The organism is Pseudomonas karstica (assembly GCF_009707515.1).
Lineage (GTDB): Bacteria > Pseudomonadota > Gammaproteobacteria > Pseudomonadales > Pseudomonadaceae > Aquipseudomonas > Aquipseudomonas karstica.
Genome location: NZ_WLYI01000049.1, coordinates 1 through 23,525, shown reverse-complemented (window position 1 = coordinate 23,525; position 23,525 = coordinate 1). Strand labels below are relative to the sequence as shown.

Below are 23,525 nucleotides of genomic sequence, written 5' to 3'. Positions count from 1 at the left end.
CTTATCGACTGTCCTGCGATGAGTCCATTGTGTATGCCTACTGCCTTGCCTCACCACGCGTTTACCCGTGGCGCAATCGCGATCATTCCTCTGTCCCTGGCCTGCGCACCCTGGGGCCTGCTGGCGGGCTCGACGGCAATCGACGCCCAATTCACTCCGCTGGAAAGCCAGGGGCTCTCGGCCATTGTGTTTGCCGGCGCCGCGCAATTGGTAGCCATCGGCATGGTCAAGAGCGGCGCCAGCCTGATCTCAATCCTGTTGACCACTTTACTGCTGACCTCCCAACACCTGCTCTATGGCATGCACATGCGCCCGACGTTGTCGCCGCTCAAGCCCAGGTGGCGCATGAGCCTGGGCTTTTTGTTGACTGACGAGTTCTTTGCCCTGGTCAACCATTATGATCGCCAGACGTTCAACCGTTGGTACGCCCTGGGTGTCGGCCTGACCTTTTATCTGGTCTGGAACCTGTTCACCTTCGCCGGCATTGTGCTGGGTAAAAGCATTCCCGGCCTGGACCAGTTGGGCCTGGAGTTCTCCATCGCCGCCACCTTTATTGCCTTGATCACACCGGTGGTGCGGGACGTACCGACGGTAGTGTGTGTCGCTGTATCGTTGTTCTTCTCGGTACTGCTGAGTTACTGGCACTGGGAGTCGGCAGTGGTGGTATCCGGTGTGCTGGGGATGAGCGCGGGCTATGCCTGCAAGCGACTGGGAGTGGGGCAGCGATGATGTTTGTGATGATTGTTGCGATGGGCCTGATCGTTTTTTTCAACCGCTATGTGTTCCTTGAACCGCGCTTGCCGGTGCGCCTGAACCGTGGTGCTCGGGAGTTCCTGGAGTTTGCAGTGCCGGGCATGTTGACTGCGATCTGTGGCCCGATCATTTTCATGGCTGACCACAGGCTCAATATGAGCCTGGGCAACCCTTATCTGCTGGCTGGAATGTGTGCGGTTGGCCTGATGTTCTGGACCCGTAGCGTGTTGATCACCGTGCTGTTGAGCATGGCGTTGTTCTATTTGTTTCGCTGGCTGCTCTAAGGTTGCATCCCCTGGCCCATATCAGTTGTCGTGCCTCGCTGGGCTCGACAGTTCTTGCGGGCAGGTCGATGCTCGGCTCAGAAGTAATACCCAATGTTCATATACAACTGATTCTCCCACTGGTTGCTGCCGCCAGCCCCCAGGCTCTGGGCATAACTGCTGCCGCCGATATACGGATCGTTTTTGCCAATCAGCCATTCGGTGGCAATCCACAACTTGCTGAGCGAGAACGAGGAGCCAAGGATCAGCCGCTGCGAGGTCTTGAAGTCATCGGCGGATTTGTCGAAGGCGCTGTAGTTGGCATACAGCTTCACGCCACTGACCTGATCGAACAGGTACTTGCCATCGACGTCATAGCTCAAGTCCGCCACGTACAGGTTGCCGCGGCTGGCAACGTTGTAGGTACCGTCGTAGCCACCCAGGGTCACGACTTCGGACGTTCCGGGGTTACGTGGCGACATCTGTTGGCGCGCCGCCTGTAACTGCACGCCCCAGGGGCCGTTCTTGCCGGCGTAGTGCACGGCTATCGCGTTGCGACGGCCCTCTTTGTCAGTGTCCTGATTCTCAAGGGTGGACGTCAGGCCCGAGATTCCCACTTCGGATTTCCAGGCCCCCAACGCCAGCGCCTTGGCCACTCGCAGTACCAGTGTGTGGCGTTCCTGGTTGTTGCTGCCGTCCATCACAAAGTTGTCGGCCTCGGACACCACGCTGGAGTAGGTCACCCCGTTGCTGGTGCCTTTGCCTTGCCACGCCGGGCGCAGGTAATAGCCGCCCTGGATATTCCAGTCGCCGATTTGCTGGATGTACTTGGCACCGACCTGCTGTACGTCTTCCAGGCCGATGACGTTGCCCAGGGTTTCGTAGAAGGTGCTGCCGAACAGCGGCTGCAAACCGAACGGTATCTGGTTCAGGCCCACCTGGACTTGCCGCTCGAGGTTGAACTTGTAGCCAACCCAAGCCTGTTGGGCGAAGCGGATATCACCGTAGTTCCTGGTGTACTGGTAGGGGTAGGAGCGCCCATAGAAGCGGTACTGTGCGGCGCCGATCCAGGTGTCGGAGTTGTACTTGGCGTTGAGGAAGACAGTGTCGAGACCGAACTTCTGGATATCGCGATCCGGGTCGACGTCCCAGCGGGCACGAATGGCGCCGCCCAGGTCGAGGTTATCGGTCACCTGGATGGCCATGGCCGGCGCTGCCAAGGTGCAGAGCAGAGTGGCGCAGGAAGTTTTCAGGCGCAGGGAAGCAGGGAAGGGCATGGGGCAGGTCTCATTTATTTTTATTAGAGATGCCTGCAGTTTTGTCATTTGGCGTGGGATCGACAAACGATAAAAATTGCGCGAGAACCTTCGCCAAATGCATGTTACTGCGCAATGGGTGTAGGAATATTCCTAGTATTCGTGGGATGCTTGATCCCCCGTCAGCCGCTTCCGAGTGTTTTTCATGAAACGTAAAATGCCTGGTCTAAACGCGCTCAAAGCTTTCGAAGTGGCGGGCAGCACCGGTAGCTTCACCCGCGCTGCCGAATTGCTGAACGTCACCCAGAGCGCGGTCAGCCGCCAGGTTCGCCAGTTGGAAGAGCAACTGGGTGAGCACCTGCTGGAGCGCCGTCATCATCACCTTGAATTGACCAGCGCCGGCCGGGTGCTGTTGCGGGCGTTGCACCAGTCCTTCGACAAGATCGAACTGACGGTGCGCAGCATCCAGCAGAAAACCCACTCCAATCGTTTACATATCAACGCGCCGCCGACCTTCACCAACCGCTGGCTGATGCCGCGCCTGGGGCGCCTGCGTGAGCGGCATCCGGAGCTGGAACTGAGCATTACCACGCGCTTGCAGGACAGCCTGGCACAGACCAGTACCCTCGATTGTGCGATTCGCTTTGGTGATGGCGAATGGGATGGCCTGGACAGTTCCCTGCTGATTCAGGAGCGGCATATCGCCGTCTGTGCGCCAAGCCTGTATGCCCGGGAATGGGGCAACGAGCAGGGTATTGATCTCAATCGCATGACCTTGCTGCATGTCTTGGCCAAGGAAGATCAGCGCTACCTGACCTGGAAGCACTGGCTGGACGCCGCGCGTATCAGCGGCGTCGACACCCAGGGTGGTTACGAATTCGACCTGCTGGACCTGGCGATCCGCGGGGCCATCGATGGCCTGGGCACCACCATCGCGGACTGGCACATGGTCGCCTCGGAGTTGGCCTGCGGACAATTGACCCAAGTGCTCAATGTGCATGTGGAAGGGCATCAGTCCTACTGGTTGGTCACCCGTCCGGAACAGACGCTGATGCCGCAGTTGCAAGTGTTCAGCCAATGGTTGCAAGAAGAAATCTGGTTGGCGCATCGGCAGTTGGAACCCTCTACCCCGGTGTGAAGAACTAACCTGCGTTTTTCGAATGTTTGCCTGCTCAATAAATCGTTTGTTCAAGGGTGGCCCGATGACAAGACTGCTGGCCACTCGGATAAAAACAACGATGGGCGAAGCACATGCAAATCGAGCGCAATTTTTTCAACGGTCATTTTGTCGAACCTGCCAGCAACGCGTTGATCGCGGTCTATAACCCGGCCACTGAAGCCTTGGTCGGCCAGGTCTCGGCCGCCACTCCGGACGAAGCAGTCGCAGCTGTTGACGCCGCTGGCGTCGCACAGAAAGCCTGGGGCAAACTCACGAGTATCCAACGTGCCGAACACCTGCGGGCTCTGGCCAACGCCTTGGAGGCTGACGCCGAAACCATTGGTGCTGCTTTGGCCGGCGAGTCCGGCAAAAGCCTCGAAGAGGCCAGCAATGAAGCCCGCTACGCCGCGCAGATCACTCGCTATCACGCTGAATGGGCGCGGCGCATCGAAGGCGAGATTATTCCCAGCGACAGCCCGGACGAGAACCTGTTCCTGCAGCGCGAGGCGATTGGCGTGGTGGCCTGCCTGATTCCGTTCAACTACCCGGTCTACACCCTGCTGCGCAAGATCGCCCCGGCGCTGATTGCCGGCAACACCGTGGTGGTGCGCCCCAGCAACAACACGCCGTTGTCGGCGTTCGCCATCGCCCGGGCCGTGGTGCGGGCCGGGATGCCAGCCGGAGTGATCAATATCCTGGCCATGGACCACGACACCGCTGCCAGTGTCTGCACCCACAAGGCGGTTGGCCTGATCACCCTGACCGGCAGTGTCAACGCCGGGCGTATCGTCCTCGATTACTGCAAAGCCAATATTGCCAAACCGTCCCTGGAACTGGGCGGAAAGACCCCGGCCATCATCGAGGCCGACGCCGACCTGGAAAAAGCTGCCAGCGATATCGTCGCCTCCAAGACCACCCACTGCGGCCAGGTGTGCACGGCGGTGGAGCGGGTGTACGTGCAGGAAAGCGTGTATGAGCGCTTCCTGGCCTTGCTCAAGGCCAGGATCAGTGCGGTTGAGTTCGGTGATCGCGCCACGGACGCAAGCAGGATGGGGCCACTGGTCAATGCCAGTTCCCAAAAGAATATTCACGCCATGGTTGAGCGCGCCATCGCCGACGGTGCGGTACTGGAAACCGGTGGCGTGTTGCCCGAAGGCAACGGTCATTTCTACCCGCCAACCCTGCTCAGCGGTTGCCGCCAGGACATGGAGATCATTCAGGAAGAAATCTTCGGCCCAGTACTGCCGGTGCTCAAGTACCGCGATATCGACGAAGCCCTGGCCATGGCCAACGACCATCAGTTCGGCCTGTCATCGGTGCTCTACACCGAGAACTACCGCACGGCGATGAAAGTGGCCAATGCCATCGAGGCTGGGGAGCTGTACGTCAACCGCACCCCGGCCGATCCGTACCAGGGCTACCACGCCGGCTGGAAGCGCTCGGGCCTGGGCGGGGACGACGGCAAGCACGGTATGCTTGAGTTCACCCAGACCCGCCTGGTGGTCATGAAGTACTAGAAAAACAGCGGCCAGTTTCAAGCGGCAAGTTGCACGTTCAAGGCGAACTGCATCTGGCTTGTTGCTTGTGGTTTGCCGCTTGCAGTTACCTCTAAAACAACAATTATCAGGGCACCCGTCCAACGGGTTGCCCGAGGTCAACACTATGTCCAAGCCTGTGCCTGCTGTTCAGGGTTTCGACGCCGCGTCCGCGGTAAAAAGCGACAAAGCCAGTCGCTACTTCCAACTGATGTTGCTGGTGCTGGCCGCCGGGGCGATCTACCCGATCCTCTATCTGCGCCAGGTCTACCAGGGCACCATGCTCGAAGTCTTCCAGATCAACCACAGCGAACTGGGTTACCTGTACTCGATGCTCGGCACGCTCTTTTTGTTGAGCTACCTGCCCAGTGGCTGGCTGGCGGATCGCTTGCCACCACGCTTGTTGATCTTTTTCTCCCTGGTGGCCACCGGCGCCCTTGGCCTGTGGTACTCCACCGTTCCGTCGATGACCGGCCTGATGATCATCTTCGGCTGTTGGGGCCTGACCACCGGCCTGACCTTCTGGGCCTCGGTGCTCAAGCGGGTGAAGATGATTGCCCACCACCGCGAACAAGGGCGCTTTTTCGGCATCCTCGACGGCGGCCGTGGCCTGGTGGAAGCCTTGCTGGCGACGGTTGCCCTGGGCCTGTTCGCCTACGCCACCGAAACCCGCGGCGAGTCGGCCGCCGAAGGCTTCAAGCACGTGGTGTACCTGTATGCCTTCACCTGTATCGCCATTGGTTGCGTGTTGGTGCTGCTCAAGGACCCCAAGTCAATGGAGGAGACGGCGGCGGTGGAAAAGGGCACGTTCAACCTGGTCGCCGACCTGACGACGTTGGTGAAAATCCCCGAGCTGTGGCTGGTGACCGCGATTGTATTTTGTGGCTATCACATGTTCTGGGCCACCTACAGCTTCTCGGATTACCTGCAAGGCAGCGGCATGACCGCCGTCATGGCCGGCACCATCACCACCATAAAACTGTGGATGCGCCCCATCGGTGGCATAGGCGGTGGCTGGCTGGGAGACAGATTCTCCAATATATCGGTGCTGATCGTCGCGTTGCTCCTTGCGACCCTGGCGATGGTCGGCCTGATCGTCTTCCCGGCCCTCAAGAGCCTGGGCCTGCTGATTGGCACGGTGATTTTCATCGGCCTGATGACCTACGCCATTCGCGGCCTGTACTGGGCGATCCTCGACAGCTGCAACATCCCGCTGCGGATCACCGGCCTGGCCATCGGCATTGTCTCGGTGGTGGGTTACCTGCCCGACACCTTTATCCCGCTGATCAACGGCTACCTCACCGAAACCTACCCGGGTGCCGTCGGTTACAACCTTTATTTCGGCTACATCGCCTTTATCGGCGTGCTCGGGACCTTGGCGGCCCTGGTATTGCGCGCCCGAATCAATCGTAAAAAAATCAACCCGGCAGGTGCCTGAGATGAAAATCGTCGCCCTTGAAACCCATATCGTTGCCGTACCACCGCCGCACATCGGTGGCATGTACTGGCTGTTCGTCAAGCTCAAGACCGATTGCGGCATTGAAGGGGTAGGTGAAATCTACGCCGCCACCTTTGGCCCCAAGGCCATGCTGCCGATCATTGAAGACGTGTTCGAACGTTACCTGCTCAACCACGACCCGCACCATATCGAACGCTTTTTCCGCCAGGCCTATTCCAGCGGATTCACCCAACGTCCGGACCTGACCATGATGGGTGTGGTCAGCGGCCTGGAAATGGCCTGCTGGGACATCATCGGCAAGGCCGCCAACAAACCGGTGTACGAATTGCTCGGCGGCAAGGTCAACGAGCGCCTGCGTTCCTACACCTACTTGTACCCGGTCAATAGCCAGGGTGAGTACGACTACGACGATCCGGACCTGGCCGCCGAGTGCGCCCTGGATAACCTGAACAAAGGCTTCACCGCCGTAAAATTCGACCCGGCCGGCCCCTACACCGCGTATTCCGGCCATCAGCTTTCCCTGGAGGTGTTGGAGCGCTGCGAAACGTTCTGCCGCAAGATTCGCGAGGCGGTGGGGGATAAGTGCGACCTGCTGTTTGGTACCCATGGGCAGATGGTGCCCTCCTCAGCCATTCGATTGGCCAAGCGCCTGGAGAAGTACGACCCACTGTGGTTCGAAGAGCCGGTGCCGCCGGGCCAGGAAGAGGCCATGGCCCAAGTCGCTGCCAAGACCAGCATCCCGATTGCCACCGGCGAGCGCCTGACCACCAAGTACGAATTCTTCAAGCTACTTCAAGCGGGTGGCGCATCGATCCTGCAAATGAACGTCGCCCGCTGCGGTGGCCTGCTAGAGGCGAAGAAGATCGCCAGCATGGCCGAGGCTTACTGCGCGCAAATCGCTCCCCATCTCTACAACGGGCCAATTGGCGCGGCGGCGAGTTTTCAGCTGGCCACCTGCACGCCGAACTTCCTGATCCAGGAAAGCATTATGACCTGGGGCGGCTTCCACGCTGAAGTTCTGACCCGGCCGCTGCAATGGGAGGACGGCTACATCATCCCGCCCACCGAACCAGGCCTGGGGGTGGAGCTGAACATGGACGTGGTGCGCCGGCATTCGCCCTACACCGGCGAGCGCCTGCACCTGCAAATGGCGCCGACCCCGGCAGACGTCAAGGACACTTCGCCCGCCAAGGGCTGATGAGCTGTCCCGCCCGGCAACGGGCGGGTTTTGTAAAAACGACTTACGCGGTAACTGTGCATGACTTACGACTACATCATCGCGGGCGCTGGCGCCGCAGGTTGCATCCTCGCTAATCGACTGTCCGCTTGTGGGCAGTATTCAGTCTTGCTGCTGGAGGCGGGCGGCAAAGATAGCTCCTGGTGGTTCAAGATCCCGGTTGGCTTTGCCAAGATGTATTACAACCCGACCTTTAACTGGATGTACTACAGCCAGCCGCAAAAGCAACTGGCCGACCGTGCCATTTATGCCCCGCGCGGCAAGGTGCAGGGTGGTTCCGGTTCAATCAATGCGATGATCTACGTACGCGGCCAGGCCCACGACTTCAACGACTGGGCCGCCAATGGTAACGATGGTTGGGGCTTCAACGACGTATTGCCGTACTTTCGCAAACTGGAGAATCACCCCTTGGGTGACACCCAGTACCACGGTGGCAGCGGCCCCATCAACATCACCCCGATGAAGGGCCAGACCCACGCCATTTGCGATGTGTTTCTCAAAGGCTGTGAGCAACTGGGCTACGCCCGTAGCGATGACTTCAATGGCCCGAAGTTCGAAGGTGCAGGCATCTACGACGTCAACACCCGCAATGGCGAGCGCTGCTCCAGCAGCTTTGCCCATCTGCATCCTGCCCTGAGTCGGCCGAACCTGACCCTGGAGCACTATGCGCTGGTGGACCGGGTGTTGTTCGATGATCAGCAACGCGCCATCGGCATCGCCGTCACCCAGCACGGCGTGGCACGGACCTTCAGTGCGCGCAAGGAAGTGATCTTGTGCGCGGGTGCCGTGGATACGCCGAAGATCCTGCAACTGTCGGGCATTGCCGACCAGCAATTGTTGGCCGAACACAGTATTGCGCAGGTCAAGCACCTGCCGGCGGTAGGGCAGAACCTACAGGATCACCTGTGCGTCAGTTATTATTACAAAGCCAGTATCCCGACCCTGAACGATGAGCTCAGCTCGCTATTCGGCCAGTTGAAGCTGGGCCTCAAATACCTGCTGACCCGCAAGGGCGCACTGGCCATGAGCGTCAACCAGGCGGGCGGGTTCTTTCGTGGCAATGAAGAGCAGGAGCATCCCAACCTGCAACTGTACTTCAACCCACTGTCGTATCAGATCCCGAAGAACAACAAGGCCAGCCTCAAACCCGAGCCGTATTCAGGGTTTTTGCTGTGCTTCAACCCGTGTCGGCCTACCAGTCGCGGGACCATTCGCATTGCCTCGAAAAATCCACGGGATGCGGCATTGATCGACCCCAATTACTTGAGTACCCAAAAGGACATCGATGAAGTAATCCAGGGCAGCCGGCTGATGCGCAAAATCATGCAGGCGCCGGCACTCAAGGGCATTACTGTCGATGAAGTCCTGCCAGGCCTGGCAGTGGAAAGTGATGAGCAGATGCTGCAGTACTTTCGCCAGAACAGCGGGTCGATCTACCACCTGTGCGGTTCTTGCGCCATGGGAGCAGACCCTCGGGTGTCAGTGGTGGACAAGCATTTGAAGGTGCACGGCATCGAGGGGTTACGCATCGTCGATGCGTCGGTTTTTCCCAACGTGACCTCGGGCAACACCCATGCCGCGGTGTTGATGGTGGCAGAGAAGGGCGCTGATTTGATCTTGCAGGATGCGCGCCTCGCTTGAGGCCGAATGCTGCACAGCCATAGGCTTTTTCGTCGATGTTTATCAGGACGCGGCTCAGCGCTTGAGCATGGCCCTGGTCAGGATGCGCGAGACTTGATCGGCGGAGTAGGGCTTGGCCAGGAACTCGAAACCTTCGTAGCCATCTTCAGCCAGTTCCTCGCTGTATCCCGAGGTCAGGATTATCGGCAAGTCAGGCCGGCGGCGGCGCAACTCCTTGGCCAGGGCCACGCCAGTGATGCCGGGCATGACCACATCGGAGAAGATGGCGTCGAATGCCAACACCTGTGGCCCCACAAGCTCCAGAGCTTGTTCTGCATTGGTTGCCCAAGTCGTCTGGTAGCCCAGGTCCTGAAGGATCTGGGTGGCAAAGCGGCCAACCTCCACGTTGTCTTCCACAATCAAAATACGGCACGGGTACCTTTGCGGGGGCAGTTCAGGCGCTTCTTGTTCGTCGCTTTCAAAGCTTTCTTCAGGCTCCACTTGTGGCAGGTACAACGTAAACATCGTGCCTTGGCCGACGGTGCTTGTCACATCCACGTTGCCCCCCGATTGTTTGGCGAAACCAAACACCTGCGACAATCCCAGCCCGGTTCCCTTGCCGACTTCCTTGGTGGTGAAAAACGGTTCAAAGATTCTCCCGAACGTCCCTGAAGGGATGCCAGCTCCGGTGTCGGTCAGTGAGATCGCGATAAAAGGCCGGCGTGCTCCTGCATCACCGCGGATACGTGGCAACGGTTGATTACCCTCAACGCGCAACATCAAGGTCCCCTGGCCGTCCATGGCATCCCGGGCGTTGAGGGCGATGTTGATCAGCGCGGTTTCAAATTGGCTGGAGTCGGCGCGGATATAGCAGGGGTGTCCGGGCAATTCGACGTGAATATGAATCCGCGCGCCGGTGACCGTTTCCAGCATCTCGCTGATATTTCGTACCCGTTGGCCGACATTGAAGACTTCCGGGTTCAGCGGCTGGCGTCGGGCGAAGGCCAGCAGTTGACTGGTCAGTTTGCTGGCACGTTCCACGGTGTCGGAAACGGCGCTCATGTAACGTTGACGCCGATCCTCGGGGAGGTTGGGCCGGCGCAGGAAATCGACGGAGGAGCGGATGATGGTCAGCAGATTGTTGAAGTCGTGGGCTACGCCGCCGGTCAGTTGGCCGATGGCTTCCAGTTTTTGCGATTCGCGTAGCGCTGCTTCGGTCCGGGCCAGCAGCGTGGTTCGTTCCTCGACCCGATGTTCCAGGGTCGCATTCAGCTCTGCATAGGCGGCCATGCCCTCGCGCACGGCGGCGTCGGCGCGTACCCGCTCAATATGAGCCCAGGATCTTTCAGTGACCTCGCCCAGGAGCGCCAGATCGTAAGGCGACCAGACGCGGGCAGCCTTGTCATGGATGGCCATCAATGCGCTCAGGCGACCCTCTTTGATCAACGGCATGCAAATAGTGGCCGTGAGGCCCAGGGCCTGGAAAGTGGCGGCTTCTCCTGGAGACAGTTCCAACAGGTTGTTGTGAATGATCAAGGGCTGCCCGGCCCGCAGGCGGTTGACGGCCAGCTCCCCGAAATCCGCCAGGCGGTAACGTCCCACGATACTGGGCGAACCTGCGGCGGCCCAATTGCCCCGAATGGTAAAACCGTCTTCATCGGTGTCCATGTCGGCATAGGCACAGTTGGATACCTGCAAATGCGCCGCCAGTAACCGTGTGGTCACGGTCATGATGGTCTCGGCGTCGGTGGCATTGCCTAGCGCATTGCCGATGGTATCGAGCACGGCCAGGCGGCGGGCGAGGAACACGGTGGCGGTGGTTTCCGTGACGATGTCGAGCATACCCATGACCTTGCCTTGCGGGTCCCGGATCGGGCTGTAGCAAAACGTGAAGTAGGCTTGCTCCGGCCCGTTACCGCGCTCGATCACCAGGGGGAAGTTTTCGATGAAGGTCGCTTGCCCCGCGTAAGCGGCATCGGCGATGGGGCTGATGTCGCTCCATACCTCCCGCCAGATTTCGCTGAACGGTCGGCCCAGGGCGTCAGGCTTGTCGCCGAGAATCGGCAGAAATGCATCGTTATAGAGCGTGATGAACTCCGGTCCCCAGACAATGGCCTGAGGGAAACTGGAGGCAAGGCACAGCGCTACGGTGGTCTTCAATACATCAGGCCATTGTTCAAGAGGGCCAAGAGGCGTACTGGCCCAGTCGTGGTGCCGGGTCTGTTCGGCCATTGCGCCACCGCTCTGCAGCCAGCAGTTTGTCATTCGCCAAGCCCTTTTTTGCGACAGATCCCACATCGCCTGATTACGCGAGGATCAAGCAACAGACCCGCACAAAGACTGCCAGTTCAGCCTGTTTGCCCAAGGGGGTTATCCATGGCATGGCATTTTGCTGTCTTAGCCAATCCTGAGGCGTTTACAGGTCCTTACTGCACCCCAAACATCGCGGTCCAATAAATCCCTGCATCACTCTTCGGGTCCATCGCATAAGCTGCGCCCATGTCGCGAAAGAACGGGCTCATCAGGTTGGCGCAATGCCCGGGGCTGGCGAGCCAGCCGTCGACCACCTTGCGCGGTGTGTCCAGGCCGGCAGCGATGTTTTCGCTGACCTGCTGGGCGGTGTAGCCCGCCAGTTCGGCCCGGTCGCCCGGGGTACGACGGTCGCGATCCAGATGGTCGAAAAAGTTGCCGTTGGCCATGTTGCGTGAGTGTCCGGCCGCAGCATTGGCGAGTACCTCGTTCCAGGCCAGGGGCGTGGTGGCGGCAAACGTTTGGTTGCCACACTGGCGCGGTTGTTCACGGGCAGCGTTGATCATCGCCAGGAGCTGCTTGCCTTCGGTCTGCCATTCCCCCAGGCCGCTGGTCAGCAGTGGACGAGCGAGGACGATGCGCCAGTCCTGGCCGTTGTTGCTGACGCCAATATCGACGTATTGCGGGTCCAGTACTACTCGACAAAAGCTCTCTTGCACGGCTTTCATCGCCGCCTCGGCATTTTTGGGGCCGGACAGGCTGATGGCCTGGACGTTGACCATCGGGTAGGCGGCCCGCGCCAGTGCCTGTTGCAGGTCGCCGACGCTGTTGACCGGCAGCACCAGTCGCGGATCGGTCGCCAGGGGCGGCAGCTCCTGGGAACCCTGGTCGCCACAGCGCTGCACCTGGTTGCGGTATTGGTTGATCGAGTCCACCAATTGGCTTTCTTCGCTCGCCGACGCCTGGGCGCAAAACACCAGACTGGCAGCCAGCGTCGTAAGACCCATCATCAATGACAGAACGCGCATGGACGTTTCCCTTGAGCTTGAAAGTGCCCATGATGCGCGATGAAGGGGCATCCATGCACCCGTTGACCGAATTTTTTCGATAAGTCATTGAAAATCATGGTATTTACATCAACCATGAGCCGAGCGCTGGCGCGATTGCATAGACCTCACCGAGGATCCTTTGGTATCCATGACAGGATGCCGACCTGACGTCTTTCGGTCCACACCTTGCTGCAACAGGTACAATCGGCCCAGCCTTGACGCGAAACATCAGGAACCCACACATTTAATGTTCAGCCTTACCCACTATGAAACCCCATGCCCTGAACCCATCAACAGCCAAATCCTGCAGATGGTGGTGGACTACCTGACCGACATCAGCATGGTCGCCATTGCGCCGAGTAACTTGCTCTACAACGTCTATCAATACGCGATCGGCTATGAGGTGCACCTGTACCTGGAGGCGGTCGGCGGGTCAAAGGGCATAGCCGTCGAGTTGATCGTCGCCATGGATCAGCAAGACCCCGCCAAAGTGATCGGCTTTTTGCTGTACCTGCCGGTCAAGGACGACCCCCAGGCGTGTGGCGTGGCCTATATGGCAGTGCAGGCCAGCCATCGGCGCCAGGGTGTGGCGCGGGCGATGATGCGGGACATGCTTGCACGTTATCCCCATGCCGAGCTGACGTGCGCGGTGGAGAAAGTGCCAGCATTCGAGTCCATGGGCTTCCAGGTGCGGGGCGTGCGCGGTACTCAAGTGCTGATGAACACGCGCGACTACAGCACCGAGGGCTTGATGGGGTTGCTGGATGTCGCTTCGATCTACAGCTCGCTGGAAGTGCGGCAGATTCATACCTACTTGCTGCAAAAGCATGGCAAGCGAGCAATGATCGATGCCGAAAAACAGCGTGACCGGCACTTCGACCAGATGACGCGCAAGGCCCAGGCATTCGTGCGCGAGCGCTTGGTGTAAATATCGAACCGGTTATTCCTTCTGACCTTCAGTTTTTCAGGCCTGCCCCTCGGTTGACCATCGACTTGATGGTTTGGAACAGTTCTTCCTGGGCTTGTACGGGGTTGATTTCACCGCTGGCCGCTGCATGGGAAAGCGCCTCGGCCGCCCCCAGCATGGCTCGCAGGCTGGCCAGGGTGATGTCGCTGGACAGTGCAAATGGTGCGAGAACATCGCGGCACTTGAGCATGAAAATCATCTCGTATTCACGCTTGAGGGCATCCAACTCCGGTGCGCCGCTCAGGGCGGCGATCACCCCTGGTATCTCGCGGCCCTGAAGCTGCACACAGTCGACATAGGACGAGGCGATCACCCGTGCCCGCCCCTCAAGACTCGGCTCGCTGGCCTCCAGCGCGGCCTCCAGCAACGCATTCTGGCGATCGTCAAAATCCTTATACAGCGCTGCCAGCAAGCCGGCCCGGGTGGTGAAGTGGTCGTACACCACTGGTTTGGTGACCCCGGCCATATCGGCCAGACGGCCCAGGGTCAAGGCTTCGGTGCCTTCTTTACGAACCAATTGCCAGGCCATCTCCAGCAACTGACGCAGGCGATCTTCCCGGGACAAGCGACGGCGGGGTGCGGGTATTTCGGTGCTTGACATGCTTATATACCAAAAGCAACTTACTAATCGTAACTTACCTCAGCTTATCACCGGAGCATTTGCCATGCATGCGCTTATCGTTGTTGCCCATCACGATCCTCGTTCATTGACCCACAGTCTGGCAGCGCACGTTGCAGCAGGCCTTGCGGCCGAGGGTCATACCTTTGAAACCGCCGACCTGGCCGACGAAGGCTTTGATCCACGGTTCAGCGCCGCCGACCATGCCGTACACCGCACCCAAGCCACGCCACCTGCCGATGTGCTGGCCGAACAGGCGCGCATCGACCGCGCCGATGCGCTGGTGCTGGTGTATCCGGTCTATTGGTGGTCGATGCCGGGCTTGCTCAAAGGCTGGGTCGACCGGGTGTTCACCAATGGCTGGGCGTTGGAGTACGACATGCAGACCACAAAGCTGGTGAAAAAGCTTGGGCGCCTGCAGGTGCATCTGCTGGGAGTGGGTGGGGCCGATGAAGGCACTTTTGAGCGCCATGGCTATGCCACGGCCATGAGCACGCAGATCGACCATGGGATCTTTGATTATTGCGGGGCGAAGGTGGTGAGTTCGCAGTTGCTGTTGGAGTCGGAAGTCCGCGAACCTAAGGTGCATCTGCAGGCGGCGTGGCGGACGGGGCAGGAGATGTTTGCGACCTCGACGCTCAATCAAGCGGCGGTATTGTCTAGATAATCCGAGCTCAACCCTCTCTGAACAAGTCATGGGCATCGAGCAACCGATAGGCAATTTCCGGCTGCTTCTCCAACCCCCGGCGAATCGCCGCTGGAATCGACTGCCGGGTCTTGCGGCATAACCCCGGCAGATCATCGATGACAATCTGGATCCCGCGCATGCTTTTTACTTCGGTGTGCCCGGGCGCGATATGCACGTGGATGCCCAATTGCTGGTACATCAGTTGTTGCATATGCTCCAGGTCCGGCAGGCTTTTGAGGTCTTCCAGTCGATCCAGTAGACGTTTTTCTTCCTGGCGGGTCAGGTTCAGGATGCGCCGGTCGGCGCCGGGGGCGTCCAGCAATTGTTCACGATCGCAGACGCAGGCACCGGGTGGACAGGGTTGGCGAATGGTCATGAATACGTCCTCCCCCGACAGCTCAGTCGCTCAGCTTGACCCCAAGGCTGCCCAGCGCCTTCCAGTATCCAGGATAGGTCTTGCCGACGCAGTCAGGGTCCTGGATTTTGATTCCAGCCACTTTCAATCCTGCCAGGGCAAAACACATGGCAATACGGTGGTCGGCGTGGGTGTCGATCAGTGCGTTGCACGACGTGCCTGCGAGCGCCGGATCACTGGCCACCAGCAGGTCATCACCTTCAATGGTCGCCAGGCCCGGGCGGATTTCGTTGAGACCATCGTGCAGCGCCTGGACCCGATCACACTCCTTGACCCGCAGGTTGGCCAGCTCCGTGAAGCGCACTGGCGTATTGTTGAACGCCGCGAGTACCGCGAGTGTCGGAATGGCGTCCTGCATCTGCGAACCCACCACCGTGGCCGGCATGTGCGGGAATTGTGCGATCACCGCCTGGGCTTTGGCATCGGGTTGGGTGAAGTCTTGCGGGGCGACGCCCAGGTCGATGGCGCCACCGGTCAGTACTTCGGCCGCCCACAAGTAGGTGGCGGCAGACGCGTCGGGCTCGATCAGGTAGTCAGTGGCGGTGTAGCCGGTCGACGCCACGCGCCAGGTGCTGTCGTCGACCATCTCGACCTGCGCACCGAACGCGCGCATGCAATCCAGGGTCAGGTCGACATAGCCACGGGCGCCAATGTCCTTGCCGGTCAGCGCCACTTCGATGGGCGCCTCACCGCAAGCCGCCAGCATCAACAGTGCCGAGACGTACTGGCTGGACAGCCCGCCGTCGATCTCGAAACGCCTGGCCTGGACCTGGCCAACGCCATGGACCGTCACCGGTGGGCAGCCGGTCGGGCTGTCGACCTTGATGCCATTTTGATTCAAGGTTGCCAGCAGCGGGCCGATGGGGCGCTTTTGCATATAGTCGTCGCCATCGAGCACCACCGTGCCTTGCACCGTGGCCACTGCGGCAGTCAGGAAACGCATCGCGGTCCCGGCATTGCCGAGGAACAACGGCTGGTGGGGTAATTGCAATTTGCCAAAGCCTGTGACGACGAAGGTTACGTCGTCGGGCTCGTCGATGATCACACCCATCTGCCGCAGCGCCACCGACATGTGTCGGGTGTCATCGCTTTTCAGGGCACCGCTCAGGCGGCTGGTGCCCTTGGCCAGGGCCGCCAGCAGCAGGGCGCGGTTGGTGATGGATTTGGAGCCGGGGGGCGCTACCTTGCCGTTCAATGGAAAGTTGGGTGGTGTAACGGTCACGGTTTTCTGCGAACTCAAGGTACAAGGCTCCTGATTCAAGGCAAGGTGGCGGGAGTGGCCGGCTGGCGGACACGAATAATCGGCCAAAGACGATGCCCTTGTCGAGCGGGGATCGCCACCGGTCGGTATTTTCCGTACGCGTGTCGATCAGGCGCCTGATGAATCGACTATGGGTAGAACGAGCCATTTCAACTCCGGCCGTTCATCCTATCCAATCAGGAGAGTGATCATGACTTACGTCGACGGTTGTGTCATCGCGGTACCCACCGCCAAGCGCGAACAGTTCATCGAACATGCCAAGGCCGCCGCGGTGGTGTTCAAGGAGCACGGTGCCCTCAATGTTGTCGATTGCTGGGGCGATGATGTGCCCCAGGGCAAAGTCACTTCGTTGCCCATGGCGGTGAAGCTCAAGGACGATGAAACCGTGGTGTTTTCCTGGATCATCTGGCCGTCACGGCAGGTGCGCGATATGGGGATGCGCAAGGTCATGGAGGACCCGCGAATGAAACCTGAGGTCAACCCGATGCCATTCGATGGGCAGCGCATGATTTATGGCGGCTTCGAGATGCTCCCTATATAGCTGAAGTAGCTGCCGGTACCGTACGCCAGCACGTGCTTAATGAGCGGACACTAACGCTGGGCCAGCCAATAATCATGCAACGCTCGTGCTGCCGGCTCGATTGCGCTGGCCCGTTGCTGGTGCAACTCCACATCCAGGTCGGCCGGCAGTTCGAAGTTGTCTTGCTCGGCGCACCAGGAAATTTTTTCCAGGTGCCCGGCTTGTTCCGGCGGGAGCACAGGCCAGTTACCTACAGTGGTGCCACGGATGTAGCCAAAGCACCATTCTTCCGCCAGGGTCAGTGGTTGGTCCTGATGTTCAGTCTCCTCGAAGCGGGCCTTGAAATCTTGGGCGTTGGTTGCCAACTGGGTGGCAACGGCATTCATATGGTGCACGCTCAGGTCGAGAAAGCGTTTGGCTTGCTCTGGGCTTTCCCACTCCGGATTCTGCCCACCCCAGATGGCCGGGAACCATTGCGCAATGTCTACCTGTGCCGGGCTGGAAACCAGGGCGGTGAAGTAGCCGTCCAGTTCGGCCAGGTTCAGCACGCAGTGGTCGTGGCCATGCGTCAACAGGGTTTCTTCGATGAACTCGAAATCGGCGGGGGCGAGAGGGTAGTCGTGCATGGGGATATCCTTTGTTCATCGAGCGCCGCAAACGTGACGGCTTAAAGCGCGGAGGATGGCGTGTGTAAGGTTTTTAATCCAGCCTCTTTTCGGATTTTCCCCACTGTTGGGCACTGCTTTCTCATAGACATCAAGCCCATCATGGCGAGGCGCGGATGTGCACTAGTGCCTCTGACACAACCGTTCATTAGCCGGGTGTTCAGATGACCTTGACCGCTCGGCCAATCGCCTGGATAGGCCCTGTCGGCTTGCCTGTGGTGGACCCACCGGCATTTTCCAGGGTCAGTTCAAACAACTGGTTCGGCGCCAATGGCGGCAATCGGTCCAACGGAATCGACAGCGTCTGCCCAGGCTTGACCAGACCCAGGGAGACCGGCGCTTGCCAGTCTTCCCCCTTGGTCCAGAATTGCAGGGTTTTATCCGTCGGCACTTCCATGACCCCCAGGGGGATCAGCCGGATTTCCCGAGTGTTGCTCGCCTGGATCACCCACCCCGGCGCCTGGTTTTGCGGCGCCACCAGCACCACCACATAGGTCATCGGGTTAATGGCCGCAGTGCGAGTCAATAGCAAGGTGGCCAACACCAGGCTTGCCACCAGGCTGCTGCCGGCCAGGCCACGCCAGACGGCCAGCCGATTCCACCAAGACACCGTCGGGGGGCGGGCGAGGGGCCGACGCGCATGGCCCAGGCTGTGTTCAATGCGCGGCCATAAATCGGCGCCGGGCCTGACGGGGTCCGCAAGGTCGGTCAAGGGGAGCAAGCGCTGCTCCCACGCGTCGACTGCTGCGCGCAGATCGGCATCCTGCCCAAGACGCCGTTCTACCGCGGCGCGCTGTTCGGCCGCCAAGGTGCCGAGTACGTATTCACTCGCCAGCTCATCGAGGTCGTGGGGTGTCGTGTTCATGCCATGCACTCACGCAATGCCACTAGGCTGCGTTTGATCCAGGCTTTGACGGTCCCCAGTGGGGTGCCCAGTTTCTGCGCGATTTCGCTGTGGGAGTAGCCGTCGACATAAGCATGCAGGATGCAACTGCGACGAGCGGGGTCCAGTTGTTCCAGGCAGGTATAAATCTGCTCGGAGCGGGCCCGATACTCAAAGAAATCGACCTGTTCCACGGTCGTCAGAGATTGCTCATGTTCTTCGCTGATCTGCACGTCACGACCACGCGGACGCATGACGTTGAGTGCCATGTGGCGAGTCACGCTGAAGATCCAGCCACGTGCCGAACCTTTGCCTGGATCGAAACTGCCGGCACTGTTCCATATCTTGATAAAGACGTCGTGCACAATGTCTTCGGCCAGCGCGTTATCCCGGACGATGCGTTTGGCAACCCCCAGCAAGCGGGCACTTTCCTGTTCATACAACTGGCGCAAGGCTTGCTGTTCGCCACAGGCGCAGGCCAGCAGACAGGCTTGATAGTCAAACAAGGGTTCAGGGAAGGACACGATTTACGCCGCCAGGACTGGGTCAATACCCCGGCCACGGAGCCGGGGTGTTATCGGAGCAGCGTAGACGATTTTAGTTACGCGGCGAATTAATTGGCCGCCCAGAAAATGTAGTCGGCCTGGTACTTCACCACTTCCTGTTTGCCCTTGTTGGCCGCGGTGCATTCGGTGCTGGGGGCCACGCCGCCCTGGAGTGCCACACGCTGGATATAGCTGACCCCACGCATCGCCCCGTCACCTTCGGCCGGATTGGCTTTGACCAATTGATAGGGCAGGTTGCCCGGGCTTGACGGTGCTACCGCCAACTGGGTGCCAGTGACCTTGGAGCCATCCTTGGCCTGCCAAGTGGCGGGTGGGCCGAAGTAGGTACCTACCTGCTTGCCACTGCGGTCATTGAGCACCGCTTTGGGCCCGACGAAGAACCATTCGGTCTGCCCGGTGGCGTTGGCCTTGTCCCGACACTCGTAGGTGATTTCGCCGACCCCTGTGGTCTCCATCGCGACCTTGTGGCCATCTGGCACTTTGATGCTGTCGGGCAAACCGCTCTGGGCAAAGGCGCCTGTTGCAACGCCTAACAGGCCTGTCAGGCAAAGCAGTGATTTGACGTTCATCGGTGTTTCTCCATATGGGAAGCAGTGGGGCAGCCCAAGGCTGCTTCCTGTACTACCCACGCAGAGCGCAAGTGGATGCAGTGATCAAAAAATAAATCAGCGGTCCTTGGCTTCCCTGTTGGTGAGCTTCATCGTGGTCCTGCCATAAGGTGAGAAGGCGAGAACCACAGAACAGGGGTGATACAGTGGCACTCCCTTATCAGACCCCGGCCTATCGTTGTCAGCACCTGACGTAAAAGGAATAAAGTCAGATCGTATTGGTATAAGTCGTTATAAGAAAAATCGCTATGCTGCCGCCAGAAATTTATACGGCCGCAGGTAGTTGTAATGGATGTGGGTAATCTTGGTTTCATTGTTGCTGGCCTGGTTGTAGGTTTTATCGTCGGAATGACCGGTGTGGGCGGGGGCTCATTGATGACTCCTATCCTGTTGTGGTTCGGTGTCAACCCTGCGACCGCCGTGGGCACTGACTTGCTGTACGCGGCCATCACCAAGTCCGGTGGCGTGCTGGTTCACGGCAAAAACAAAAATATCGATTGGAAAATTACCGGCTGGCTGACCCTGGGCAGTGTGCCCGCTGTGCTGCTGACCCTATGGTTTCTCAAGAGCCTGCACACCGATCCCAGCGCGATGAATGTGGTGATCAAGCAGGCATTGGGCGTGGTGCTGTTGTTGACGGCCATGGCGATTCTGTTCAAGAAAAAGTTATTGGCCTTCGCACAGCGCCATGCGGGTGATAACTACCATATGAACCCGCGGAACCTGAACGGCTTGACGGTCGTCACCGGGGCGGTCCTGGGCACTATGGTCGCGCTGACCTCCATCGGTGCGGGCGCCTTGGGCACTGTGGCGTTGTTCATTCTGTACCCGTTCCTGGCCACCCGGCGCCTGGTGGGCACCGAAATCGCTCACGCGGTGCCACTGACCCTGGTGGCGGGTCTGGGGCACGCAAGCATGGGCAATATGGATTGGCACTTGCTGGGCTTTTTGCTGATAGGGTCGCTGCCGGGGATCTACATGGGCAGCCATATGACTGGGCGGGTGCCGGATGGCATCCTACGCCCGTGCCTGGCGGTGATGCTGGCGCTGATCGGGTACAAGTTGGCGTTCTAATGTCGCCGCTGTAGCCCTGTAGCCGCTGTCGAGGTACGAGGCTGCGATGCGTGTTCGCAGGACCGCCGCCGGGGGGCGCTTCGCACCCCATCGCAGCCTCGTACCTCGGCAGCGGCTACAGGACACAGGGTTTACAGGGTCACTTCGGCTTATCCAGCCACTCCACCGCCGTGCGCCAGATACAAATCCCCAGGAAGTACGCCGACATCAACAGCCACACCCCCATGGTCAGGTGGTGGGTGTAGGGGTAATCGATTACCAGCAGCAGGCTGCACAGCAGCCACACCGAGGTCACTGCGATATTGATCGGCATGAAGCGCTTGACCCGAAACGGGTGCAGGAACTTCATCGGTGTCACGGTCAACAGTGCCAGGCCGATCACCGTCAGCAGCGTCACCCAGGGTGCCGGGTCGATGATATAGACACACAACGCCACCACGTTCCAGGCAGCGGGAAAACCCTGGAAATAGTTGTCCTTGCTCTTCATATTGACGTTGCAGAAACAGAACAGCGACGACACCAGGATTACCGACACCGTAAACAGGTGGGTGAAGTCCGGCAGGTCGATATAGCGATAGATGAACAGTGCCGGGATAAACACGTAGGTCAGGTAGTCGATCACCAGGTCCAGCACCGAACCGTCAAAACTTGGCAGCACGGTCTGTACATTGACCCTGCGTGCCAGTGAGCCGTCGACTCCGTCCACCACCAGCGCCAGGCCCAGCCAGAGCAGGCAAGCCTTGGGCTGGTTCTCCAGCAATGCCAGGGTCGCCAGGAATGCCAGGACCACGCCCGTCGCGGTAAAACCATGGGCGCCCCATGCTTTGAGTCTGGCTACATGTAGAGTCGATATCACTAAGGCGTTCTCCAAAAGGTGAAACGGGACAGCCGACGGTTGGACAATGCGCCGTCGAATCTGACCAGGGATGCATGTATCGACCGGGGGACGGGGGATAAGGTTCACCGTCTCGGTGTATGGGTTAGCGTAGCAAGCGTTCGGCGATTCGGCATTAGCCCTGGCGGAACACCAGCGCTTTCAAGCCGCTTTGTGGGTCTACGTCGGGAAATTCCGGCGGGTTTTCCAGCCGCTGCTCAAAGCGCAGGCCCGGGGCTTCGCGGGTCACGCCATCGATAAGGAAGTCTTCGCCAAAGGCCGGGTCGTTCATGCACGCCAGGACGGTGCCTTGGGGCGAGAGCAACTCGGGCAGACGGCGTAACACCCGCTGATAGTCTTTGGTCAGCAGGAAACTACCTTTTTGAAAGGACGGTGGATCAATGATCACCAGGTCGTAGGGGCCGCTGCCAGTGACCTTGGCCCAGGACTTGAACAGGTCGTGGCCCAGGAACGTCACCTTGCTCAAGTCATGGCCGTTGAGCCGATGATTGTCGCGGCCACGGCTCAGGGCGCCACGGGCCATGTCCAGGTTGACCACATGCTTGGCGCCGCCTTCGATGGCCGCCACGGAAAAGCCGCAAGTGTAGGCGAAGAGGTTCAGCACCCGCAGTCCCCGGGCCTGTTCACGGACCCAGTTACGGCCATAACGCATGTCGAGAAACAGCCCACTGTTCTGCTTTTTACCCAGGTCGATGCGATAACGCAGCCCGCCTTCGGTAAGGGTCAATTCGTCGACCGGCTCTCCCACCAACCATTCGGTGGTGCTTTGCGGCAGGTAGCGATGTTGCAGCGCCAGGGTATGGGCGCCGGACTGCTGCCATTCGGCGCACGCAGTGATGCGCATCAACACTTGCTTCAAGGCTTCCAGCTCCGGGGCCTGGGGTTCCTTGAACAACGACACCAATACCACCCCTTGCAGCCAGTCCACCGTCAACTGCTCCAGGCCTGGCCAGCAACGGCCACGGCCGTGGAACAGGCGCCGGGTTTCGGCCGGGGCGGTGTGCAAGGCCGTGAGCAAATGAGTGTGGAGGGTGGCGAGTGCGTCTGGGGTCATCGGGTAGTGTCGGTCATTGAGCGGGCGGCATTTTAAACACAATTGCCGGTGCGCAGGGTGTTCAAGCATAACCTGATGACGTGTAGCCACTGCCGAGGCACGAGGCTGCGATAAGGGCCGCAGGCCCGCCGCTTTGTAAGCCGCTACGTTGGAATGTCGCACCCCCCATAGCCGCCTTACAAACCGCCAAACGTCTCCTTGAGAAACCCTGGCGCGATATAGCGCTCGTAATGGGCCTCTGATAGCAGGAAAAACTCACGGTCAATCGCATCACGCAGATCTGTCAGCTCGCGATCACGAAACTCCGGCAACAGTGCCAGGCCATAAGCATCCAGCCTGGATATCACCCGGGCTCCCCGGGCGATCAACTGGTACGCCCAACAGTACGGCGACTGATGGGGCATGAAGCGAATCTTGCGATCCTCCAATTGCTGGCGCAGGCGCTGGGGGTCCAGCACTTGCAGCTTGCTGGCCATGACCTGCACCAGCAATTGCTCAAGACGCTGCCATACGGCTTGCTTCTCTTCACCGCTGTAGCCATTCCACTGGATGACTTCATGGTGATAACGCTTGCAGCCCCGGCAGACCAGATCTCCGTAAACGGTGGAGCACAGGCCGACACAAGGTGTCTTGATGGTTTGATTAGGCATAAAAAACATCAGCACATAAAACAACACGGCCCCTGGCGGGGCCGCATGAGATCAATCCCAGCTCAACGCCCCACCGGTC

24 protein-coding genes are annotated in these 23,525 nt (G+C 59.6%); 11 read left to right on the top strand and 13 right to left on the bottom strand.

Translation table 11 applies throughout. The annotated features are described in order from the left end of the window. The first annotated feature begins 33 nt into the window (after positions 1 to 33). Together GIR22_RS24485 and GIR22_RS24480 are read left to right on the top strand one after the other, a co-directional pair. Positions 34 to 729, top strand: a complete 696-nt coding sequence (locus tag GIR22_RS24485; protein WP_154745855.1) for an AzlC family ABC transporter permease — start codon at positions 34 to 36, stop codon at positions 727 to 729. Further along, positions 726 to 1,037 (top strand): AzlD domain-containing protein, encoded by a 312-nt coding sequence (locus GIR22_RS24480; RefSeq protein WP_154745854.1) that lies wholly within the window; start codon positions 726 to 728, stop codon positions 1,035 to 1,037. Before GIR22_RS24485 ends, GIR22_RS24480 begins: the two co-directional genes overlap by 4 nt. A gap of 77 nt (positions 1,038 to 1,114) precedes the next feature. On the opposite strand, the gene GIR22_RS24475 is transcribed toward GIR22_RS24480, so the two are convergent. Then, positions 1,115 to 2,293 (bottom strand): hypothetical protein, encoded by a 1,179-nt coding sequence (locus GIR22_RS24475; RefSeq protein ID WP_154745853.1) that lies wholly within the window; start codon positions 2,291 to 2,293, stop codon positions 1,115 to 1,117. A gap of 184 nt (positions 2,294 to 2,477) precedes the next feature. Between GIR22_RS24475 and GIR22_RS24470 the strand changes: the two genes are divergently transcribed. The 5 genes from GIR22_RS24470 to GIR22_RS24450 all read left to right on the top strand — a co-directional run bounded on the left by GIR22_RS24470 (position 2,478) and on the right by GIR22_RS24450 (position 9,303). Next, a complete protein-coding gene (locus tag GIR22_RS24470) occupies positions 2,478 to 3,410 on the top strand; it encodes a LysR substrate-binding domain-containing protein (protein ID WP_154745852.1) in 933 nt (310 codons plus the stop codon). 113 nt (positions 3,411 to 3,523) lie between these two features. After that, positions 3,524 to 4,948 carry an aldehyde dehydrogenase gene (gene aldA / locus GIR22_RS24465; protein WP_154745851.1) on the top strand — a complete coding sequence of 475 codons (1,425 nt, stop codon included), beginning with the start codon at positions 3,524 to 3,526 and terminating at the stop codon, positions 4,946 to 4,948. A 145-nt stretch (positions 4,949 to 5,093) separates the two neighbouring features. Then, positions 5,094 to 6,404 carry an MFS transporter gene (locus GIR22_RS24460; RefSeq protein ID WP_154745850.1) on the top strand — a complete coding sequence of 437 codons (1,311 nt, stop codon included), beginning with the start codon at positions 5,094 to 5,096 and terminating at the stop codon, positions 6,402 to 6,404. 1 nt (position 6,405) lies between these two features. Then, complete coding sequence (locus GIR22_RS24455; protein ID WP_154745849.1) at positions 6,406 to 7,623, top strand: mandelate racemase/muconate lactonizing enzyme family protein; 1,218 nt, start codon at positions 6,406 to 6,408, stop codon at positions 7,621 to 7,623. A gap of 60 nt (positions 7,624 to 7,683) precedes the next feature. Continuing rightward, positions 7,684 to 9,303 carry a GMC family oxidoreductase gene (locus GIR22_RS24450; RefSeq protein ID WP_154745848.1) on the top strand — a complete coding sequence of 540 codons (1,620 nt, stop codon included), beginning with the start codon at positions 7,684 to 7,686 and terminating at the stop codon, positions 9,301 to 9,303. A gap of 54 nt (positions 9,304 to 9,357) precedes the next feature. Here the strand turns inward: GIR22_RS24450 and GIR22_RS24445 are convergent, their stop codons facing one another. Both GIR22_RS24445 and GIR22_RS24440 read right to left on the bottom strand, forming a co-directional pair. After that, entirely contained in the window at positions 9,358 to 11,547 is a 2,190-nt protein-coding gene (locus GIR22_RS24445) for a response regulator (protein WP_154745847.1), read from the bottom strand. Between the two features lie 161 nt (positions 11,548 to 11,708). Then, positions 11,709 to 12,560, bottom strand: a complete 852-nt coding sequence (locus tag GIR22_RS24440; RefSeq protein WP_154745846.1) for a CAP domain-containing protein — start codon at positions 12,558 to 12,560, stop codon at positions 11,709 to 11,711. Between the two features lie 268 nt (positions 12,561 to 12,828). On the opposite strand from GIR22_RS24440, the gene GIR22_RS24435 reads away from it, so the two are divergent. Further along, entirely contained in the window at positions 12,829 to 13,509 is a 681-nt protein-coding gene (locus GIR22_RS24435; RefSeq protein WP_154745845.1) for a GNAT family N-acetyltransferase, read from the top strand. 28 nt (positions 13,510 to 13,537) lie between these two features. Here the strand turns inward: GIR22_RS24435 and GIR22_RS24430 are convergent, their stop codons facing one another. Then, positions 13,538 to 14,149: a TetR/AcrR family transcriptional regulator gene (locus GIR22_RS24430; RefSeq protein ID WP_154745844.1), complete on the bottom strand. Its 612-nt coding sequence runs from the start codon at positions 14,147 to 14,149 to the stop codon at positions 13,538 to 13,540. Positions 14,150 to 14,213: 64 nt separating this feature from the next. Between GIR22_RS24430 and GIR22_RS24425 the strand changes: the two genes are divergently transcribed. Continuing rightward, positions 14,214 to 14,834: an NAD(P)H-dependent oxidoreductase gene (locus GIR22_RS24425; protein WP_154745843.1), complete on the top strand. Its 621-nt coding sequence runs from the start codon at positions 14,214 to 14,216 to the stop codon at positions 14,832 to 14,834. 7 nt (positions 14,835 to 14,841) lie between these two features. On the opposite strand, the gene GIR22_RS24420 is transcribed toward GIR22_RS24425, so the two are convergent. Next, positions 14,842 to 15,231, bottom strand: a complete 390-nt coding sequence (locus GIR22_RS24420) for a hypothetical protein (protein ID WP_154745842.1) — start codon at positions 15,229 to 15,231, stop codon at positions 14,842 to 14,844. Positions 15,232 to 15,253: 22 nt separating this feature from the next. Beyond that, on the bottom strand, positions 15,254 to 16,510 hold the full coding sequence (locus GIR22_RS24415; RefSeq protein ID WP_154745841.1) for a 3-phosphoshikimate 1-carboxyvinyltransferase: 1,257 nt from the start codon (positions 16,508 to 16,510) through the stop codon (positions 15,254 to 15,256). Positions 16,511 to 16,721: 211 nt separating this feature from the next. Here GIR22_RS24415 and GIR22_RS24410 point away from each other — a divergent pair, with 211 nt between their 5' ends. Then, positions 16,722 to 17,072: a DUF1428 domain-containing protein gene (locus GIR22_RS24410; protein WP_154745840.1), complete on the top strand. Its 351-nt coding sequence runs from the start codon at positions 16,722 to 16,724 to the stop codon at positions 17,070 to 17,072. Positions 17,073 to 17,122: 50 nt separating this feature from the next. Here GIR22_RS24410 and GIR22_RS24405 read toward each other — a convergent pair whose 3' ends face one another. The 4 genes from GIR22_RS24405 to GIR22_RS24390 form a co-directional block, all read right to left on the bottom strand. Beyond that, positions 17,123 to 17,677, bottom strand: a complete 555-nt coding sequence (locus GIR22_RS24405) for a UPF0149 family protein (protein WP_154745839.1) — start codon at positions 17,675 to 17,677, stop codon at positions 17,123 to 17,125. Positions 17,678 to 17,876: 199 nt separating this feature from the next. Beyond that, positions 17,877 to 18,581 (bottom strand): anti-sigma factor, encoded by a 705-nt coding sequence (locus tag GIR22_RS24400; RefSeq protein WP_154745838.1) that lies wholly within the window; start codon positions 18,579 to 18,581, stop codon positions 17,877 to 17,879. Further along, complete coding sequence (locus GIR22_RS24395; RefSeq protein ID WP_154745864.1) at positions 18,578 to 19,105, bottom strand: sigma-70 family RNA polymerase sigma factor; 528 nt, start codon at positions 19,103 to 19,105, stop codon at positions 18,578 to 18,580. The genes GIR22_RS24400 and GIR22_RS24395 overlap by 4 nt, the downstream gene beginning before the upstream one ends. Positions 19,106 to 19,212: 107 nt before the next feature. Then, the gene (locus GIR22_RS24390; protein WP_154745837.1) at positions 19,213 to 19,734 is read right to left on the bottom strand and encodes a DUF3455 domain-containing protein; all 522 of its coding nucleotides are present in this window, start codon (positions 19,732 to 19,734) and stop codon (positions 19,213 to 19,215) included. A gap of 327 nt (positions 19,735 to 20,061) precedes the next feature. Here GIR22_RS24390 and GIR22_RS24385 point away from each other — a divergent pair, with 327 nt between their 5' ends. Next, positions 20,062 to 20,847: a sulfite exporter TauE/SafE family protein gene (locus GIR22_RS24385; protein WP_154745836.1), complete on the top strand. Its 786-nt coding sequence runs from the start codon at positions 20,062 to 20,064 to the stop codon at positions 20,845 to 20,847. Positions 20,848 to 20,986: 139 nt separating this feature from the next. Here GIR22_RS24385 and pcsA read toward each other — a convergent pair whose 3' ends face one another. The 3 genes from pcsA to GIR22_RS24370 form a co-directional block, all read right to left on the bottom strand. Beyond that, complete coding sequence (gene pcsA / locus GIR22_RS24380) at positions 20,987 to 21,703, bottom strand: phosphatidylcholine synthase (RefSeq protein WP_178122450.1); 717 nt, start codon at positions 21,701 to 21,703, stop codon at positions 20,987 to 20,989. A gap of 154 nt (positions 21,704 to 21,857) precedes the next feature. Further along, complete coding sequence (locus GIR22_RS24375) at positions 21,858 to 22,796, bottom strand: class I SAM-dependent methyltransferase (protein WP_154745834.1); 939 nt, start codon at positions 22,794 to 22,796, stop codon at positions 21,858 to 21,860. Positions 22,797 to 22,972: 176 nt separating this feature from the next. Beyond that, positions 22,973 to 23,446 (bottom strand): DUF1289 domain-containing protein, encoded by a 474-nt coding sequence (locus GIR22_RS24370; protein WP_154745833.1) that lies wholly within the window; start codon positions 23,444 to 23,446, stop codon positions 22,973 to 22,975. Between the last annotated feature and the right edge of the window lie 79 nt (positions 23,447 to 23,525).